At 55.7% G+C, this 16,447-nt stretch carries 14 protein-coding genes; 6 read left to right on the forward strand and 8 right to left on the reverse strand.

Annotation, left to right across the window (positions count from 1 at the left end; all coding sequences use genetic code 11):
- Window position 1: 1 nt before the first annotated feature.
- From Q9245_RS04370 to Q9245_RS04380, 3 genes are read right to left on the reverse strand one after another with little or no spacing between them, the layout of a single operon-like run.
- Entirely contained in the window at window positions 2-1,333 is a 1,332-nt protein-coding gene (locus Q9245_RS04370) for an N-acetylmuramoyl-L-alanine amidase (RefSeq protein WP_305896009.1), read from the reverse strand.
- On the reverse strand, window positions 1,330-1,827 hold the full coding sequence (gene tsaE, locus Q9245_RS04375) for a tRNA (adenosine(37)-N6)-threonylcarbamoyltransferase complex ATPase subunit type 1 TsaE (RefSeq protein ID WP_305896010.1): 498 nt from the start codon (window positions 1,825-1,827) through the stop codon (window positions 1,330-1,332). The genes Q9245_RS04370 and tsaE overlap by 4 nt, the downstream gene beginning before the upstream one ends.
- Window positions 1,824-3,383, reverse strand: a complete 1,560-nt coding sequence (locus Q9245_RS04380; RefSeq protein ID WP_305896011.1) for an NAD(P)H-hydrate dehydratase — start codon at window positions 3,381-3,383, stop codon at window positions 1,824-1,826. The genes tsaE and Q9245_RS04380 overlap by 4 nt, the downstream gene beginning before the upstream one ends.
- Before the next feature lie 130 nt (window positions 3,384-3,513).
- Here Q9245_RS04380 and queG point away from each other — a divergent pair, with 130 nt between their 5' ends.
- Window positions 3,514-4,593, forward strand: a complete 1,080-nt coding sequence (queG, locus tag Q9245_RS04385; protein WP_305896012.1) for a tRNA epoxyqueuosine(34) reductase QueG — start codon at window positions 3,514-3,516, stop codon at window positions 4,591-4,593.
- On the opposite strand, the gene orn is transcribed toward queG, so the two are convergent.
- Complete coding sequence (orn, locus tag Q9245_RS04390) at window positions 4,588-5,130, reverse strand: oligoribonuclease (RefSeq protein ID WP_305896013.1); 543 nt, start codon at window positions 5,128-5,130, stop codon at window positions 4,588-4,590. The genes queG and orn overlap by 6 nt on opposite strands.
- Before the next feature lie 424 nt (window positions 5,131-5,554).
- Here orn and rsgA point away from each other — a divergent pair, with 424 nt between their 5' ends.
- Complete coding sequence (gene rsgA, locus Q9245_RS04395) at window positions 5,555-6,610, forward strand: small ribosomal subunit biogenesis GTPase RsgA (protein ID WP_305896014.1); 1,056 nt, start codon at window positions 5,555-5,557, stop codon at window positions 6,608-6,610.
- Between the two features lie 26 nt (window positions 6,611-6,636).
- Here rsgA and motB read toward each other — a convergent pair whose 3' ends face one another.
- Together motB and motA are read right to left on the reverse strand one after the other, a co-directional pair.
- Window positions 6,637-7,596 (reverse strand): flagellar motor protein MotB, encoded by a 960-nt coding sequence (gene motB / locus Q9245_RS04400; RefSeq protein WP_305896015.1) that lies wholly within the window; start codon window positions 7,594-7,596, stop codon window positions 6,637-6,639.
- 28 nt (window positions 7,597-7,624) lie between these two features.
- On the reverse strand, window positions 7,625-8,476 hold the full coding sequence (motA, locus tag Q9245_RS04405) for a flagellar motor stator protein MotA (protein ID WP_305896016.1): 852 nt from the start codon (window positions 8,474-8,476) through the stop codon (window positions 7,625-7,627).
- Between the two features lie 149 nt (window positions 8,477-8,625).
- On the opposite strand from motA, the gene asd reads away from it, so the two are divergent.
- A complete protein-coding gene (gene asd / locus Q9245_RS04410) occupies window positions 8,626-9,495 on the forward strand; it encodes an archaetidylserine decarboxylase (RefSeq protein ID WP_305896017.1) in 870 nt (289 codons plus the stop codon).
- A gap of 5 nt (window positions 9,496-9,500) precedes the next feature.
- Here the strand turns inward: asd and epmA are convergent, their stop codons facing one another.
- Window positions 9,501-10,469, reverse strand: coding sequence for an EF-P lysine aminoacylase EpmA (gene epmA, locus Q9245_RS04415; protein ID WP_305896018.1), 969 nt, complete (start codon window positions 10,467-10,469; stop codon window positions 9,501-9,503).
- A gap of 6 nt (window positions 10,470-10,475) precedes the next feature.
- Window positions 10,476-11,051, reverse strand: coding sequence for an elongation factor P (gene efp, locus Q9245_RS04420; RefSeq protein ID WP_114334174.1), 576 nt, complete (start codon window positions 11,049-11,051; stop codon window positions 10,476-10,478).
- Window positions 11,052-11,096: 45 nt separating this feature from the next.
- Here efp and epmB point away from each other — a divergent pair, with 45 nt between their 5' ends.
- The 3 genes from epmB (at window position 11,097) to Q9245_RS04435 (ending at window position 16,398) form a co-directional block, all read left to right on the forward strand.
- Window positions 11,097-12,161, forward strand: coding sequence for an EF-P beta-lysylation protein EpmB (gene epmB / locus Q9245_RS04425; protein WP_305896019.1), 1,065 nt, complete (start codon window positions 11,097-11,099; stop codon window positions 12,159-12,161).
- 178 nt (window positions 12,162-12,339) lie between these two features.
- On the forward strand, window positions 12,340-14,133 hold the full coding sequence (locus tag Q9245_RS04430; RefSeq protein ID WP_305897171.1) for a GTPase: 1,794 nt from the start codon (window positions 12,340-12,342) through the stop codon (window positions 14,131-14,133).
- Between the two features lie 177 nt (window positions 14,134-14,310).
- Complete coding sequence (locus Q9245_RS04435) at window positions 14,311-16,398, forward strand: EAL domain-containing protein (RefSeq protein ID WP_305896020.1); 2,088 nt, start codon at window positions 14,311-14,313, stop codon at window positions 16,396-16,398.
- Window positions 16,399-16,447: the final 49 nt, after the last annotated feature.

Consider the following 16,447-nt stretch of genomic DNA (forward strand, 5'->3'; position numbering starts at 1 on the left):
ATCAGGATGAGGGGATACGTATGGTTTGCCCTACCATAACACGATCGTCGTTCATCCCGTTAAAGCGCATCAGCTCACTGACAGTGGTCTGATTCTCACGCGCCACCCCAGATAGCGTATCGCCTCGCTGAATTCGGTATTGCCCAACCCGGCCGTTGCCTTTGCGGTTCTCTTTTTGCCACGCCAGCAAGGTTCCCGGGGGCGGGCTGCGACGGAAGTAATCGTGGATCCCCTCCATCATTGCTTTCGCCAGCTTTTCCCGGTACCACTGCGCGGACAGGTTTTTCTCTTCTTTCGGGTTGGAAATGAACCCCGCCTCCACCAGAATCGAGGGAATGTCGGGCGATTTAAGCACCGCGAACGCCGCCTGTTCTACGCCGGGTTTGTGCAGCTTGGCGACCGTACCCAGCTGACCCAAGACCGAACTGCCCACGCCCAGACTGGCATTGATACTCGCCGTCATCGACAAATCGAGCAACACACCGGCCAACATTTCATCTCTGCCGTCCAACGACAGTGCGCCAGCGCCACCGATCAAATCCGAACGATTTTCGCTCTGGGCCAGCCAGCGGGCCGTTTCACTGGTTGCTCCGCGCTGTGACAAAGCAAAGACTGAAGCGCCACTCGGTTGCGGTGTGCGGAAGGCATCGGCATGGACCGAGACAAACAAATCGGCGTTGTGTTTTCGCGCCAAAATAGTTCGGTTTCTCAAACCGATGTAGTAATCCCCGGTGCGAGTGAGCTTTGCCTTGAAGCCGGGCTGCTTGTTGACCAGCTCCGCCAGGGTTTTCGCCATTTTCAGCACCACGTCTTTTTCACGGGTTCCGCGCGGCCCGATGGCGCCGGGGTCTTCGCCGCCGTGGCCGGCATCAATCACTACGATAATGTCGCGCTTTCCGGCGGAACTCTGCGTCACGGTTGGGCTGGCCGCCTTATCCAATCGCGTTCCCGATTCATCAATCAAGTCCACCACCAAACGATGGCCGTATTGCTGATTTGGCTCTAGCACAAAACTGCGAGGCTTGATGTCGGTTTTCAGATCCAGAACAACGCGAAGGTCCGTGCCGTTACGGGGCGCGCTGCGGATTCGCTTGATGGGGCTGCCGGACAGATCTACCTTGCTGAAATCGGCAAGCTTGGTGGTGTTTTTCAGATCAATCACCAGTCGGGACGGTCCGGAGAGGGAAAACATGTTGTGTTCCACTTTCCCGGCGGTATCCAGCACCAAACGGGTATGGTCCGGCGCAGGCCATATGCGCACGCCCTCAACCTTGGTGGCGGCGTGAACAGCGCTTGCCGCGAGCGCCAGCAGTATGCACAGTGCGAATTTCATGAATCCGGCCCTATCAATTCGATTTGATTCAACAACGAGGCGCCAAATTCGGAACGGGCCCTCAGAATCGCGGTGCGCCCGTCGCCTTGGCGTTCCAGCTGAATTTCGACATCCGGCTCGGGCAATACACCCTCGCCCCGCTCAGGCCATTCGATCAGGCACAAATTATTGGCGGCGAAATAATCGCGGATCCCCATATATTCAAGCTCTTCCGGGTCACCCAGCCGGTACAGATCAAAGTGGTATACCGGCGGTGTTAAGTGTTCGTAGGGCTCTACCAGCGTATAGGTCGGGCTTTTCACCGCGCCCTCATGGCCTAATCCACGCATAACGCCGCGACTGAGAGTGGTTTTCCCCATCCCCAAATCGCCTTCCAGAAACACCGTAAGACTCCGTTCCGAACGTTTTGCCAGCCGCGCCAACTCACCGCCCAGATGCTCGGTTTCCACTTCGCCTTGCAGAAACAACCGGCGTTCATTACCTATAATGCTCATTTGTCCTCCCGGTGGTCTCTGACGCCAATCACGTCGGTCTGTTTCAATACAAATGGTAAATCTTGGATGATGTCGGTGGGCAGCAACCCCATGTAACCCAAGCGCTCGGCCGCCCTGTCCCCTGCGGCCAAATGCGCCGAAGCCGCCGCTATGCTGGCAAACTCAATGTCGTCTAATAACTGGCCGATAAAAGCGCCCAGCATGCCCGACAGAACATCACCCATGCCCCCGGTGGCCATCCCCGGATTACCGCCGGCAATCACAACGGGCCTATTGGCGTTCGTGGCGATAACGGTGCCTGCACCCTTGAGCAATACCACACCACCCCAAATCTTCTGAATCTTTTGCGCCGCCGCCAACCGGTCCGCCTCAATCTCTGCCACACTGCAACCGAGCATACGAGCAGCTTCTCCCGGATGCGGTGTCAAAACGTGCTGATTGCTGGGAATCGCTGCCCGGGTCGCCATTAAATTAAGTGCATCGGCATCCAGCACCCGGGGTTTGCCGCTATCCAGCACCTGCTGCAACATTTGCTGGCCCCACGCCGACTTCCCAATACCCGGCCCGCACACAACCACATCGGCCTTTTCAATCAAGGCCACCAGCTCTGAGCCGTGCACAACACCGCGCACCATCACGCTCGGACAACGCACCAGCGCAGCGGTCACATGCTCCGGCCGGGTGGCCAGAGAAACCAGCCCCGCACCTGCACGCGAAGCGGCCTCTGCCGCCATGATGCCGGCACCCCCGAAGCCTGACTCACCTGCAACGATCAGCACATGGCCGAAATGCCCTTTGTGAGCATTGAGCGGCCGCTGTGGAAAACCGGCCTGGCAGTCCCGCCATCGAGCAAGACGCGCAACCGGCTGTTCTGAGCAACCACTTATTTGCTCTTGTGTCGCCAGAGGCTCAAACACCACCTGGCCACACACCGCAGGGCCAGCTCCGGTATACAACCCGATTTTGACTCCGATGAAGGTAACGGTCAGCTCCGCCTGCAGCACCTCACCCTCAGCGGCACCGGTTGTGGCATCAAGCCCGGACGGCAGATCGACGGCCAGCACAGGCCGTTTTGCCTGATTGACCGCGCGAATCACCTCAGAAAACGGCGCTCTGGGTGCGCCTGTTACGCCGGTTCCGAGCAGGGCATCGACAACCACGTCCGCGGCTGCCAGCTTCTCTTGAAACACGCCTTCCGGCATATCGGAAATTTCCGTAATCGGCACACTGTCCCTGCTCGCAACCTCAAACGCTTTCAGGGCATCCCCTGATAACTTGGCGCTCGGTGCCACGGCAACACACTCTACGAAAATGCCATGACGTTGGGCATTGGCCGCGATCAGATAGCCATCGCCACCGTTGTTCCCGGCGCCGCATAATACAAGTAACGAACCGGGCGAAGGCCAGCGTTTTCTGAGCTGGCGAAACCCGGCTCTGGCAGCTGCCTGCATCAAGTCGAAGCCATCAATTCCCTGCTCTTCAATAAGATAGCGATCCATCGCTCGCACGGAGTCGGCGGAATACAAGGCTTCTGGTAGACTGTCCGCGTAACGCATGGGGCATCCCGCTAAAGAAAACGGTTTAAGTAAATTGGCCAGATACCTGTAAAGCATAGCAAAACAGGAAAAAAGGTCATAACTTAATCAAATTAAATCTCCGCAGGCTTTCACCGCCGAAGGCTCCGTCATGGCCACCAGTACAGACAACACGCCCTCGAACACCGCTCTTGACGCCCTGCCAGAAAGAATCCGCCAATGGGCCAAAGAGCTGGGATTCGCAGACGCGGGCATCACCTACGCCGACACAGGCCCCCATGCGGAGCGCCTGAAACAATGGCTCGCTGCCGGCTACCACGGCGACATGGCGTATATGGCCGATCACGGCGACAAGCGTTACACCCCGGATTCGCTGGTGCCGGACACCCAGCGGATTATTTCTGTACGCATGGACTACCTGCCCTCTCCGGACAACCCGAAACAAGCGCTTACTAACCGGGAAACCGCTTACATTACCCGCTACGCGCTCGGGCGGGATTACCATAAGCTCATGCGAAAACGGCTGGCGACGCTCGCCAAATGGATTGACGAAGCAGTCGGCGGTTACGACTACCGTGCCTTTGTTGACAGCGCACCGGTGCTGGAGCGTGGTTTGGCGCAGCGGGCCGGGCTTGGCTGGATCGGCAAAAATAACATGGTGATTCACCCGAAGGCGGGTTCGTTCTTTTTCCTGGGTGAAATTTTTACCAGCGCGCCGTTACCGGTGGACGAACCTTTCGACAAGCAGCATTGCGGCTCGTGCTCCGCTTGTTTGGAAATCTGCCCCACGGATGCTTTTGTTGGCGCTCACTTACTGGATGCCCGAAAGTGCATCAGCTATCTCACCATCGAGCTGAAAGGGCCTATTCCGGAGGAATTGCGTTCGAAAATGGGCAATCGGGTGTTTGGCTGCGATGACTGCCAGATTGTGTGCCCTTGGAATAAGTTCAGTAAACCCACCGCCGAGAACGATTTTCAGCCACGGCATGGCTTGGACAATACCGAGCTTGCCGAGCTGTTTATGTGGACGGAACAGGAGTTTCTGAAACGTACCGAAGGGTCGGCCATTCGACGCACGGGTTACGAGAACTGGCTGCGCAACATTGCGGTTGGGCTGGGCAATGCCCCGTCAACCATTCCGGTCATCGAGGCGCTGAAACAGCGGGCGGAGCACCCATCCGAGGTGGTGCGGGAGCACGTTACCTGGGCACTCCGCCAGCACGGCTTATAGCTTAAAGAAGTGTTCGCGGTAGTGACGCAACTCGTTGATGGAATCGCGAATGTCGTCCAGCGCCAGATGGCTGCCTTTCTTTTTCACGCCGTCCAAGACATCCGGGCGCCAGCGGCGGGCCAGTTCTTTGATGGTGGATACGTCCAGATTGCGGTAATGGAAGAAGCCTTCCAGCTCTGGCATGTATTTCACCAAAAACCGGCGGTCCTGGCCTATGCTATTGCCGCACAAGGGCGATGCACCCGCTGACATGTGCTTCTTCAGGAATTCCAGAGTCTGCTGCTCAGCTTCCGCTTCGCTGATTTGACTGTCCTTCACTCGCTGGGTCAGGCCACTTTCGCCATGGGTTTTGGTGCACCATTCGTCCATGGCATCCAGCAAGCTGTCCGGTTGTTTGATGGCAATCACCGGGCCTTCAGCGACCAGGTTCAGTTCCGAATCGGTAATAATCGTGGCCATTTCGATGATCCGCTCTTTCTCCGGATCCAAACCGGTCATTTCCAAGTCTATCCAGACCAAGTGGTTTCCGTTGCTCATTTTTTCTTGCACCTACGCTGTTAAATTTGGGTGTTAGTGCGTATGTGGATTGGCCTTCCGAAAACCGCTACGAGCACATCCATGTGCGCTTCTCTCCGGCCATCCATGGCCTACGACATTTTCGGAAGGCCAATCCACACACGCACTTCTGACTGCAACATTTGCCGCCGAACTACAAGAATCCCACGCAGACGTTCTGGGTGCTGGCCGGGTAAAGCTTTCCGGGAGTATCTGAAGCCATGGATGGCTTCAGCTAAGCGTACAGGGATGTGCTCGTAGCGTCTCCCGGAAAGCTTTACCCGGCCGGCACTTGCACCCAAGTATGGAAATTAATGGATCGGCTGGCACACATGAGAAACTCTGCCTATTGTCCATGATTCACGTATCATGTGGTACACCACTTCCCGGGAATACTAGAGAGCAGATGGCGAAACGCAAACTGAACAAACGCCAACAGTGGCGAATCGAGAAAATCCAGAAAGAGCGCACCACCCGAATGGCCCGCAAGGAAAAGGCCGTTGAGGCACAAGCGGAAGCCGGCGAACTGGGGCCAGAACAAGAAGGCCTGATCATTGCACACTACGGCCAGCAACTCGACGTTGAAGCGCTGCAAGGTGATGACGCGGGGCAAGTATTTCGATGCTTTGTTCGAGCTAACATCAGCAGTCTGGTCACCGGCGACAAAGTCGTTTGGCGACCCGGCAAGAGTGAAACCGGGGTGATTGTCGCCCGCTGTGATCGGGAAAACCTGCTGCAGCGGCCGGATAACTTTGGCGCGCTGAAGCCGGTCGCGGCCAACATTGACCACATAATTCTGGTCATTGCGCCGGAACCGGAGCCTCACGACAGCTTGATTGACCGATATCTTGTGGCCTCCGAAAGCTCGGATATACCCGCTGTACTGCTGCTCAACAAAACCGATTTGATTAACGACCAGAACCGGCCGCAGATTGAAGCGCTGCTGGCTCGCTATGAAGCACTCGGCTATCAGGTTGAACAGACATCGGCTGCCGCCTGCGAAGGCGAACCTGCGCCGGAGGTGGAAGCACTGGTTCGCAACCAGACCAGCGTGTTCGTGGGTCAGTCGGGCGTGGGCAAGTCGTCGATCATTCAAACACTGCTGCCGGATGAGCAGCTTCGGGTAGGTGCGGTGTCGGAGAGTACCGGCAAAGGCGTGCACACCACCACCACCGCCAAGCTGTTCCATCTCGCCAGCGGCGGCGATTTGATAGACTCGCCGGGCATCCGGGAGTTTGGTTTGTGGCACATGACTCCGCAGGAGGTCGAATATGGCTTTCGGGAGATTCGGCCCTTAATGGGGTTGTGCAAGTTCCGTAATTGCCGACACATGGGCGACCCGGGGTGCGCATTGGATGCAGCGGCCGAAAGCGGTGAGATTTCGCGGGAGAGGCTCAAAAGCTTCCATCGAATTTTACAGGATATGGCCGAGCAGCAGTCGCGCGGGCTAAAGCTCACCTGAGTTGGTGGCAGCCCGCCGCGAACACGCTACCAGTTGAGCTCACCCGGAGCGGGATCCGGGCGCTCTTCGCGCCAGCTGCCGTCTTCCAGCTTGTTCAAAGCCTCCAGCTCTTGCGCTTCGCTGGGACGAGTCAAATCGATCACCGGCTGAGCGGTTGAGGCAGCCCCGGCGCCAACGTCTTCGACACTTTTGTTTTTCAGAACAATGATGGAGATTCGGCGGTTGATCGGCGCCGTCGGGTTTTCGGTATCGAACAGAACCGAATCACTCAATCCCACTACTCGGGCAATTTGCTCAAGCCTGACCCCACCTGCAACCAACGCCCGGCGCGCCGTATTGGCGCGGTCAGCGGACAACTCCCAGTTGGTGTACCCCGGCCGACCATTGAATGGCGTCGCATCGGTGTGCCCGGTCAGGCTCAGTTTGTTGTTAACAGAGCCGAGCGTTTTCGCAAGTTCAAACAGCAGTTCCTGCGTGTAGTACTTGAGTTCCGCCCGCCCCGAATCGAACATCGGGCGCCCCGACCGGTCAACAATCTGGATGCGCAAGCCTTCATCGGTAATATCAATCAGCAACTGATCCTTGAACTCTTGCAGGGTTTCGTTCTGCTCAATCCGCTCTTTCAACTCCTGAAACAGCTGTTCCATCCTCCGCTGTTCCAGCGTGTCCGCCAGCTCATCCACAACTTCATCTTCAATTTGAATGGTACTGGACTCGATATCCAGTGAGCTTGCATCCACAACCGACGCACTGCCACCCAGATCAATCGGATTCGGCGAGCCACCTTCGGTAAAACCAACCGGATCTTTGAAATAGCCTTCTACGGCTCGTTTTTGCTCCGGCGAGGCCGTAGCGGTCAGCCAGAGCACCAGAAAGAACGCCATCATCGCAGTGGCAAAATCGGCAAACGCGACTTTCCAAGAGCCGCCGTGGTGGCCCGCGACAACTTTCTTCTTGCGTTTGATGATGATCGGCTGTTGTTCCACGCTTAACTCCGGCTATGGATGGTCGGCATCACTTGGAGCGAACGTGATCGTTCAATTCCTGAAAGCCCGGCCGTTTCTCGGTTGGCAAGGCTTTTCGGCCAAACTCAATGGCCATTTGGGGGGCCTGCCCTGCTACCGTCGCAACGATGGCCGATTTCACGCATTCGTAGGCTTTCAGCTCATATTTGGCAGTGTGTTCAAGGGCAATGGACGCTGGGCCGACAAAACCGTAACCCATCCAGATGCCCAGAAACGTGCCGACCAAAGCCGCCGCCACGCTCAACCCGATTTTCTCTGGCCCTTCGGTCAGGAAATTCATGGTAATCACGATGCCCAAAACCGCCGCCACGATCCCCAACCCCGGCAAGGCATCGGCAATTTTGTTGACGGCATGGGCGGGTTCTTCCAGTTCGTGCTGGCGATTCTCGATTTCGTTTTCCATCATCCCTTCCAGCTCATGGGGCGCCATGTTGCCGGAGCTGATGATGCGGAGATAGTCAGTAATAAAGTCCAGCAAATGCGTGGACTTCATGATGGCCGGATAACGGGTAAAGATCGGGCTCTCTTCGGGGTTGTCGATATCTTCTTCGATGGCCATTACACCTTGCTTTCGGGATTTATCGAAAACTTCGTAGAGCAGGCTGAGCAGATCTGTGTAATAGGCTTTGTTGAACGGTGAACCGGTCAATAAGCGCAACAGTCCGCTGAACACCTCTTTCACGGTGTGCATCGGGTTGGCAATCACAAACGAGCCCACGGCGGCCCCGCCGATGATCAGCACTTCTGTCGGCTGCCAAAGCACCGCCAAGTTCCCGCCGTGCAGTGTATAGCCGCCAAGAACACTCGCAATAACAATAACTGCACCAATAATCAGCAGCATGAAAAGTCGTCGCCCGTTTGAAACCTATGGAAAATCAGCGTTCGATCATAGCAAGCTCACGGCAGAACAGCGAAGGGGAGAAACAATTTCTATACACTATGCCCAGTTTGTTAAACTGCCCCGCTTTACAGAACCGAGAGATGTCTCAAATGCTTGATAAACTGTTCGTCCTGAGTCAATACGTCACGCCGCAGCTGACGCTATCCCGCTTGGCCGGCCGCCTCGCGGACTATGACAGGAGTCCAGCTCTGAAAAACCGCGTCATCCACTGGTTTATCGACCGCTATGGCGTGAACATGAGTGAGGCCGCTGAATCTGACCCCACCGCGTACGACAGTTTTAACGCATTTTTCACGCGCGCACTCAAACCCGGCGCACGCACAGTCGACCAAACGCCTGACGTCTTCGTCAGCCCCGTTGACGGGGCCATCAGCCAGATTGGCCAGGTTACGGCAGACGATCGGGTATTTCAGGCCAAGGGCCAATCTTTCAGCTTGACCGAACTGCTCGGTGGTGATGAAAAGCGCGCTGAAGCCTTTCGCGAAGGCGAATTTTCCACCATTTATCTTTCACCAAAAGACTACCACCGCATTCACATGCCAGTGGCCGGCACTCTGAAAGAAATGGTGTATGTGCCCGGTAAGCTGTTTTCAGTTAACCCGGTAACGGCAGAGAACGTACCGAATCTGTTCGCCCGTAACGAACGGGTTGCGTGCATTTTTGAAACCGACGCAGGCCCGATGGCACTGGTTCTGGTGGGCGCGATGATCGTGGGAAGCGTAGAAACCACCTGGGCAGGCGTTGTTGCGCCAAAGCCGAGCAAGGTGACCGAGTGGCAGTACTCCGGTGATCAGGCGGTACGCTTCGAGAAAGGCGATGAGATGGGCCGGTTCCGCTTGGGTTCCACCGTTGTTCTGGTGATGCCGAAAGGCGCCGTGAACTGGAACGCCGATCAGGTCGCCGGCAAAGCCGTACAAATGGGCGAGGCCTTTGGTCAGCTGAAGCCAACGAAAGCCTGACGAGGTCAGGCTCTTTCGATCGGGAAGGCCAGAACCTCTTCAATTGTTCTCGCACCCACCTTCAGCATCAGCAGCCGGTCTAAGCCCAAGGCAACGCCCGAACAATCGGGCAGACCGGCTTCCAACGCCGCCATAAACGCGCTGTCCAAAGCCATTTCTGGCTTGCCGGCCATGCGGCGTTGCTGGTTATCAGCCTCGAAACGCTCGCGCTGCTCCTCGGGGTCCGTCAGCTCCCAATATCCGTTGCAGAGCTCCAGCCCGTTTATATAAAGCTCGAACCGATGGGCGACCGAGTGCCCTTGGTCGTGCGACACCCTTGCCAGTGCGGCTTGCGCGGCTGGATAGCGGGTAATAAACACCGGCCGGTCAAAGCCCAACTTTGGCTCAACCGCAAAACTCATTACCAAATCCAGACAGTCGTTGCGACTCAGATCGGTAAGTTGCTCCGGCTCCAGCCATTGCTCACAAAAGCGTTTCAAGTCGCCGTCGGAAATTTCCATCGGGTCAAAACCCGCGTTTTCGAACACCGCCTGCCGATAATCCCGTTGAACCGGCCGCTCACAACCGAGCCAGCCGCACACCAGATCCGCCACCTCAGCCATGAGCGCCTGGTCATCCATGCCGACCCGATACCACTCCAGCATCGAAAATTCCGGATTGTGACGACGCCCCCGCTCACCGTTGCGGAATACGCGGGCAACCTGGTAGATACAACCCGCCCCCGCAGCCAACAGCCGTTTCATCGGGTATTCAGGCGAGGTCTGAAGCCAGCCCCCTTGCACACCACCGGCCCGCACGCCTGCCGATATACCGTCGAGATTCAAATCGGTAACGCCGTGGCGGCCAAGGACTGGCGTTTCCACTTCCAGCACATCCCGCTCACAAAAAAAGCCGCGCACGTAAGCAAGTTGCTGTGCACGGCTTTCCAAGGCGTCCCGCGAGGCAGTCGGCTGCCAGACAGGAGATTCACTCATCGTGAATTAACTGCTTTTGACGCGGTTTACATACTCGCCGGTGCGAGTATCTACTTTCAGCACTTCGCCAATGACGATGAACAAGGGCACGTTTACGACCGCACCGGTGGACAAAGTCGCAGGTTTGGAGCCGCCTTGAGCAGTATCACCCTTCATGCCCGGATCCGTATCGACAACCTCGAGCTCCACAAAGTTAGGCGGTGTAACCGACAAAGGCGCACCGTTGTACAACGTCACGGTGTACACGTCTTGCTCTTTCAGCCACTTGACGGTATCCCCTACGGCTTTAGCGTCCGCGGCATACTGTTCGAATGAACCGTCTGTCAGCATGAAATGCCAGAACTCACCATCGGAGTACAGGTATTCCATGTCCTGTTCCATTACGTCCGCCGCCTCGAGACTCTCGCCCGACTTGAAAGTACGCTCCCAAACCCGGTTGGTCATCAGGTTGCGAAGCTTTACACGGTTAAAAGCTTGCCCTTTACCGGGCTTAACGAATTCGTTCTCCAGCATGATACAAGGATCGCCATCCAGCAAAACCTTGAGCCCGCCACGAAATTCGTTGGTAGAATATGAAGCCATGAAATGTCCACCTGACATACTGTCGTTAAAAATTCAAAGGCCGCTATGATACAGCGAACTCCGGTCCGTATAGAAGCCCGTGACACCAGTCATCTTTCAGACCACGGCACTTGCACGTCCGAAAACCAAAGCTGGCAAACGATTCTGAGCCGCTCGATCAGCAATCCGGAGCACTTACTGGAGCGCCTGAACCTGCCAGCAGAACGCTGGCTGGATGGCGCCCGAAACGGCCACGAGTTGTTCCCCATTCGCGTGCCCGAACCCTTCGTTCAGCGCATGGAACCCGGGAACCCGAACGATCCACTGTTGCGTCAGGTACTGCCGGTTGCCGACGAATCGGTTGAACGCTCAGGGTTTGTCCGAGATCCGCTGGAGGAGAATACCGCCATCCAGACAACGGGTCTGATCCGAAAGTACCACAGCCGGGCCCTGTTAATGGTGACCGGCCAATGCGCGATCAACTGTCGCTACTGTTTCCGGCGCCATTTCCCCTACAACGACCACAAGCTGAGTCGGGAAGACCGGCATCAGGTGATTACGACACTGAGCGCCAGCCCCGAGATCAACGAAGTCATCCTCAGTGGCGGTGATCCGCTCGCCGTGAATGACCGACTGCTGGCGCAGTGGGTCGAGTTACTTGAGGCCGTGCCGCACCTGAAGCGACTGCGGATACATTCGCGGCTGCCAGTCGTTATCCCTCAGCGGGTGTGTGACGATATGCTGGCTTGGCTCAACCGTACCCGACTGCAGAAAGTGCTGGTGGTTCACGTAAACCATCCGGCCGAAATTGATCAGGCCACTCGCGATGCTTTCGAACGACTAAAACAAGCCGGCGTTACCCTGTTAAATCAGAGTGTTATTCTGAAAGGCGTGAACGATAATGCGGCCACGCTGTCCGAGTTGAGCGAAACGCTGTTTGATGCCGGTGTATTGCCGTACTATCTGCACGCCTTCGATCCGGTCGCGGGTGCGCATCATTTTGATGTCAGTGATACCGACGCTGCCTCGTTGGTGCGCCAGTTGCTGAAAAGGCTCCCCGGATTCCTGGTTCCGAAACTCGTGCGAGAAGTCCCGGGGGAAGCCAGCAAAACCCCAGTACCGGCATTTTAGTGAGGCATGTCGCAAAAACAAACAGTTGTAGACTTGTCAAAGATTGTTAACTCATGACTTTCTCGCTTTTTGTCGTCGCTTTGCTACTTTAAAGTTTAGGATCAGGAAACAATAACGATCTGTATTCTCGGTATTTTCATTCAATCACTCACCGTAATTTAGCCACTGGCGCGAGATCATTGTAGGCATGACTCTGAAACCCGACCTCAAGGTACCTGAGCAAAAAACAGCCAGCCTGTCTTTTTGCGACACCTCGCCCAAAGCGTTTCGTGCCTGGACTCGTCAGCTGCCTATGGCCAATATCGGTGAGACATCGCGCCAGCTTTACCACGCGATCATTGAAGTGAATCAATTGTTTCTGCCGCCACAGCAGCGCATGCAATTTCTTGAACTGGCGCGAGACAAAATTCATTTTGTCTGCAACGAACTGTCCCGGCATTTCCTAGGTCTGGCAATTGCCTTGCCTGAGAAACAACGCAAAATCGCGAACCTCACTCAAGCCCTGCAGCTCCATCTGGCAAGCGGCTACAAGCTCTGCGTTCTAGAATTGATCGACAACGGCGGGCTGGACAAAAACAAGCGGCAGATCAGCATAGCCACACATCGGGCTATCTCCGAGCTTGGCGCCACCATCCTCCGGGCACATCAATTGTATTGTCCCAGCCCGGCAAACAGCTGGCTGGAATGCCACCGCCTGTTCAGGTTCGCCAAGCACCATAAGCTGGACGCACATGATGTGGACGACCAACTGCTCAAACATCGCCGCTCCAGCACCGTGGCAGACAGTTACAAGCGTGTTTTGCTGCTAGGTTGTGCACGGCCCAACCAATTGCGCCAAACTGAACTCACCCTGATCTACGATCTGTTTGAAACCTGGACGGGCTATTGCGAGTGCGGCCCGGAGCTGGGCGACGACAGTCTGTTCGTTGTTAACCTGGAAAAAGACTCATCACCGGTCTATCGAAGCCTGCTCGAGCAGGCTTCCGGCGAAAACAATGTCGGGTTTGACACTCGAGAACTGTCCACCCACCTGGCACAAGCCGTGCAGGTTCGCAACGAGAAATCCTCGAACGCGACAACGCTGAAGATTCCCGCGACCATCAGCGATACCTTGCTGACTCACCTGAGTCAGGCACTGGGTATTCTGGCCAAACGCAACTTCAACAGAATTGCCAGCCAGGGAACGCTGGAAATTTGTGTCGGGCTAACCGCCGCCCATTATTTTATTGCAGGTGAGAAAACGTTCCCGGAGTTCATTGACAGCAACGACAATGAACACCATGAAGAAGAAAACTTCTTTATTCGTAACACCCCGCAAAAACCTGATGCCTGGTCAGGGGCACACGATGCCGCGATGCAGGAACGAAACCGGCCGCCCTCTGATGCTCCGATTAATTTCCGCAACCGCTCAGGAGCCAAGTCTGGCATAACCAAACCGGTTTCCCATAAAGCATCACTGATCAACACCAGCCCTGGTGGATACTGCGTAGGCTGGGAAGCCAATATTCCTGCCTCTCTGCAAGCCGGAGAGGTTCTGGGCGTCAGAGAGCAAAGTTCGCACCCTTGGAGCCTGGCGGTTGTCCGGTGGCTGCGACAAGTTCGAAATCAGGGCACACAAGTGGGCATTGAGTTACTTGCCCCCAGTGCGTCGCCGTGCGCCGTGCGCCTTATTCAAAAAGTGGGCAACAGCAGCGAATACCTACGCGGGCTCATGCTGCCGGAGATCAGCGTGGTCAACCAACCTGCAACATTGATCACCCCTCGCCTGCCCTTTCAGAGTGGCAGCCGGATATCGCTGTTGCACGATGGCTGCGAAGACCAAGGCCAATTGCTAAAGAAAATTTCCGCAACGGGCAGCGTTAGCCAGTTCGAACTCAAGTTGCACACAGCGGCTACGTCGTCACGATCGAAGGGAACTCAGGGCTCTGGCACTACAGAAGACGAATTCGACTCTTTGTGGCCGTCGCTTTAAAAACGACCTGTTAACAGTCCATTGACTTCAGGGTTGTTATTAATCAACAACCCCTTCATCATTCTGTTCCAATGATAAGCCGGTTATCTGTCGAAAGTCGGAAAGTCCTGAATTTTCCGTTTTACTGAAGGCGAAGCACTCCGGCACCATCAAACGGCATGATGAGACATCGTACGAATGCAGAAAAAAAACTCCACGGTACAGCTGCTGATCCTTGACCCATCCCAAAACGATGCCGAGTCCATGGTCAGCTTGCTCCGCAACGCCGGCAAAGCAACCCGAGCCCATCGCATTACCTCGGAAGAAGATCTCGAAGAAGCCCTGAAGGCCTCGCACTGGGATTTGCTGCTCGCTCGGGATCTGGAGGAACTGGAGTTCGGACCAGACGCTGCGCTTGCGATGATCAAACGGATGGATAAAGACATTCCGTTTATTCTGCTCACCAACGAGCCAAACCGGGAGCGGGATCTTGCGATCATGCGCCTGGGTGCCCAAGATGCTGTGCCATTCGAATACACTGAAATGCTGGTACTGGCGATCAAGCGTGAACTTGCCGCGCTGACCGAACGTCGTACACGCCGCCTTCTGGAATCTCACCTGCGTGAAGCCGAACAGCGCTGCCAGCTTCTGCTTGAAAGCTCTAAAGATGCCATCGCCTACATTAATGATGGCATGCATATCTATGCCAACCAGTCGTACATGGAATTCCTCGGCTACGAGGATATTGACGATCTGATCTGCGTTCCGGTGCTGGACACCTTGACTCCGGAAAGCCAGGAACAGTACAAAGAGTTCATGAAAGCGTTTGAGGAAGCCGGCACGAACGGCATGACGTTCAACTGCACCGCTCGTCGCAGCGACGACCATGAACTCAACGTTACCATGTCAGTATCAGCCGCCACCTACGATGGCGAAGCTTGCACCCAAGTGGTTCTGCAGCCGGAACACAGTGACGCCGAGCTGGAAGAAAAGCTTAAACAAATCAGTAGCCAGGATCTTCTAACCGGGCTATCTAACCGTCAACACCTGATGGAACAGCTGACCCAGACTCTCGCCACAGCGGCCAAAACCAACGAAACCGGAGCACTCGCCTACATTGGCATCGACAACTTCCTTGGCATGAAAAGCGAAGTTGGCATTTCCGGGGCCGATTTGTTGCTGGGTGACCTGGCGTCACTGCTGAAAGAGCACACCCCCGAGGACATGACGCTGGCACGACTCAGTGATGATGCGTTCTGCGTTATGTGCCTACCGTGTAACGATAAGGGGCTGGCTGACCTCTGCGAAACCATTCGCAAGGCGGTGGATGACCACCTGTTCGAAATCAACGGTCGCACCGTCTCCCTGACCGTCTCTATCGGTGTTTCTGCCATTACCGAGAACTCCCCAAAAGCCGAAGAGCTCCTCAGCCGGGTTCATTTGGCTTCTGCGGAGGTCAGAAAACAGCCGGAGCACGAGAACGGCAATGGTGTTGTGATCTACAACCCTGTTGATTTCGAAGTACCGGATGAGTCAAATGCGCTTGAAATGATCAGCAAGGCCATGGACGAAGACCGTCTGCACCTGCTGTTCCAGCCGATTATCAACTTGCGCGGCGAAGGCGAAGAGCACTATGAAGCACTGGCCCGCATGATCAACAGCGACAACGAAGAGGTCACGCCTTACGACCTGTTACCAGCCATCTGTCCTCCGGAAACGGCCATCAAGATCGATCGCTGGGTCATTCTGCAATCCATCAAACAACTTTCCAGCCATCGCTCGCGCGGCCATGACACCAAGCTATTCGTGAACCTTAGTGCAGAAACCCTGCAGGATGTCACCTTCCACCCTTGGCTAAGCGTTGCGCTCAAAGCCGCACGATTGCCGGGCGATGCGTTGATTTTCCAGTTCAGCGAGAACGATGCCAACAACTTCACGAAACAGGCGAAAGACTTCACCAAGACTGTGCACGAACTCAACTGCAAAGTCTCTATCAAGCACTTTGGCCGCACCATTAATCCGTTTAATGCGCTTAAACACATCGACACCGATTACGTGAAATTTGACGGTTCCTTCACTGAAAGCCTCCAGAAAGATGACAAAATCAAAGAGCAGGTAAAAGAAATGGCCAGCTCGCTTCAGAAGTCCGGCAAGCTCACCGTCGTACCCAAGGTCGAGAGCGCAAGTATTCTGGCGACGCTCTGGCAGGCTGGCGTGAATTACATTCAGGGGTATTACCTGCAAGCTCCGGCACGTGAGATGAGCTACGATTTCGGCGACCACTGATCTTCGCTGATACCAGCGACGCAAAAAAGGGGTGGAGAAACCAATCTCC

The organism is Marinobacter sp. MDS2 (assembly GCF_030718085.1).
Taxonomy (GTDB): Bacteria; Pseudomonadota; Gammaproteobacteria; order Pseudomonadales; family Oleiphilaceae; genus Marinobacter.

What these genes read in the sequence shown, in the direction of transcription:
- Q9245_RS04370 (WP_305896009.1), bottom strand. Translation starts at nt 1,333, where the DNA reads ATGAAATTCGCACTGTGCATACTGCTGGCGCTCGCGGCAAGCGCTGTT.
- tsaE (WP_305896010.1), bottom strand. Translation starts at nt 1,827, where the DNA reads ATGAGCATTATAGGTAATGAACGCCGGTTGTTTCTGCAAGGCGAAGTG.
- Q9245_RS04380 (WP_305896011.1), bottom strand. Translation starts at nt 3,383, where the DNA reads ATGCGTTACGCGGACAGTCTACCAGAAGCCTTGTATTCCGCCGACTCC.
- queG (WP_305896012.1), top strand. Translation starts at nt 3,514, where the DNA reads ATGGCCACCAGTACAGACAACACGCCCTCGAACACCGCTCTTGACGCC.
- orn (WP_305896013.1), bottom strand. Translation starts at nt 5,130, where the DNA reads ATGAGCAACGGAAACCACTTGGTCTGGATAGACTTGGAAATGACCGGT.
- rsgA (WP_305896014.1), top strand. Translation starts at nt 5,555, where the DNA reads ATGGCGAAACGCAAACTGAACAAACGCCAACAGTGGCGAATCGAGAAA.
- motA (WP_305896016.1), bottom strand. Translation starts at nt 8,476, where the DNA reads ATGCTGCTGATTATTGGTGCAGTTATTGTTATTGCGAGTGTTCTTGGC.
- asd (WP_305896017.1), top strand. Translation starts at nt 8,626, where the DNA reads ATGCTTGATAAACTGTTCGTCCTGAGTCAATACGTCACGCCGCAGCTG.
- epmA (WP_305896018.1), bottom strand. Translation starts at nt 10,469, where the DNA reads ATGAGTGAATCTCCTGTCTGGCAGCCGACTGCCTCGCGGGACGCCTTG.
- efp (WP_114334174.1), bottom strand. Translation starts at nt 11,051, where the DNA reads ATGGCTTCATATTCTACCAACGAATTTCGTGGCGGGCTCAAGGTTTTG.
- epmB (WP_305896019.1), top strand. Translation starts at nt 11,097, where the DNA reads ATGATACAGCGAACTCCGGTCCGTATAGAAGCCCGTGACACCAGTCAT.
- Q9245_RS04435 (WP_305896020.1), top strand. Translation starts at nt 14,311, where the DNA reads ATGCAGAAAAAAAACTCCACGGTACAGCTGCTGATCCTTGACCCATCC.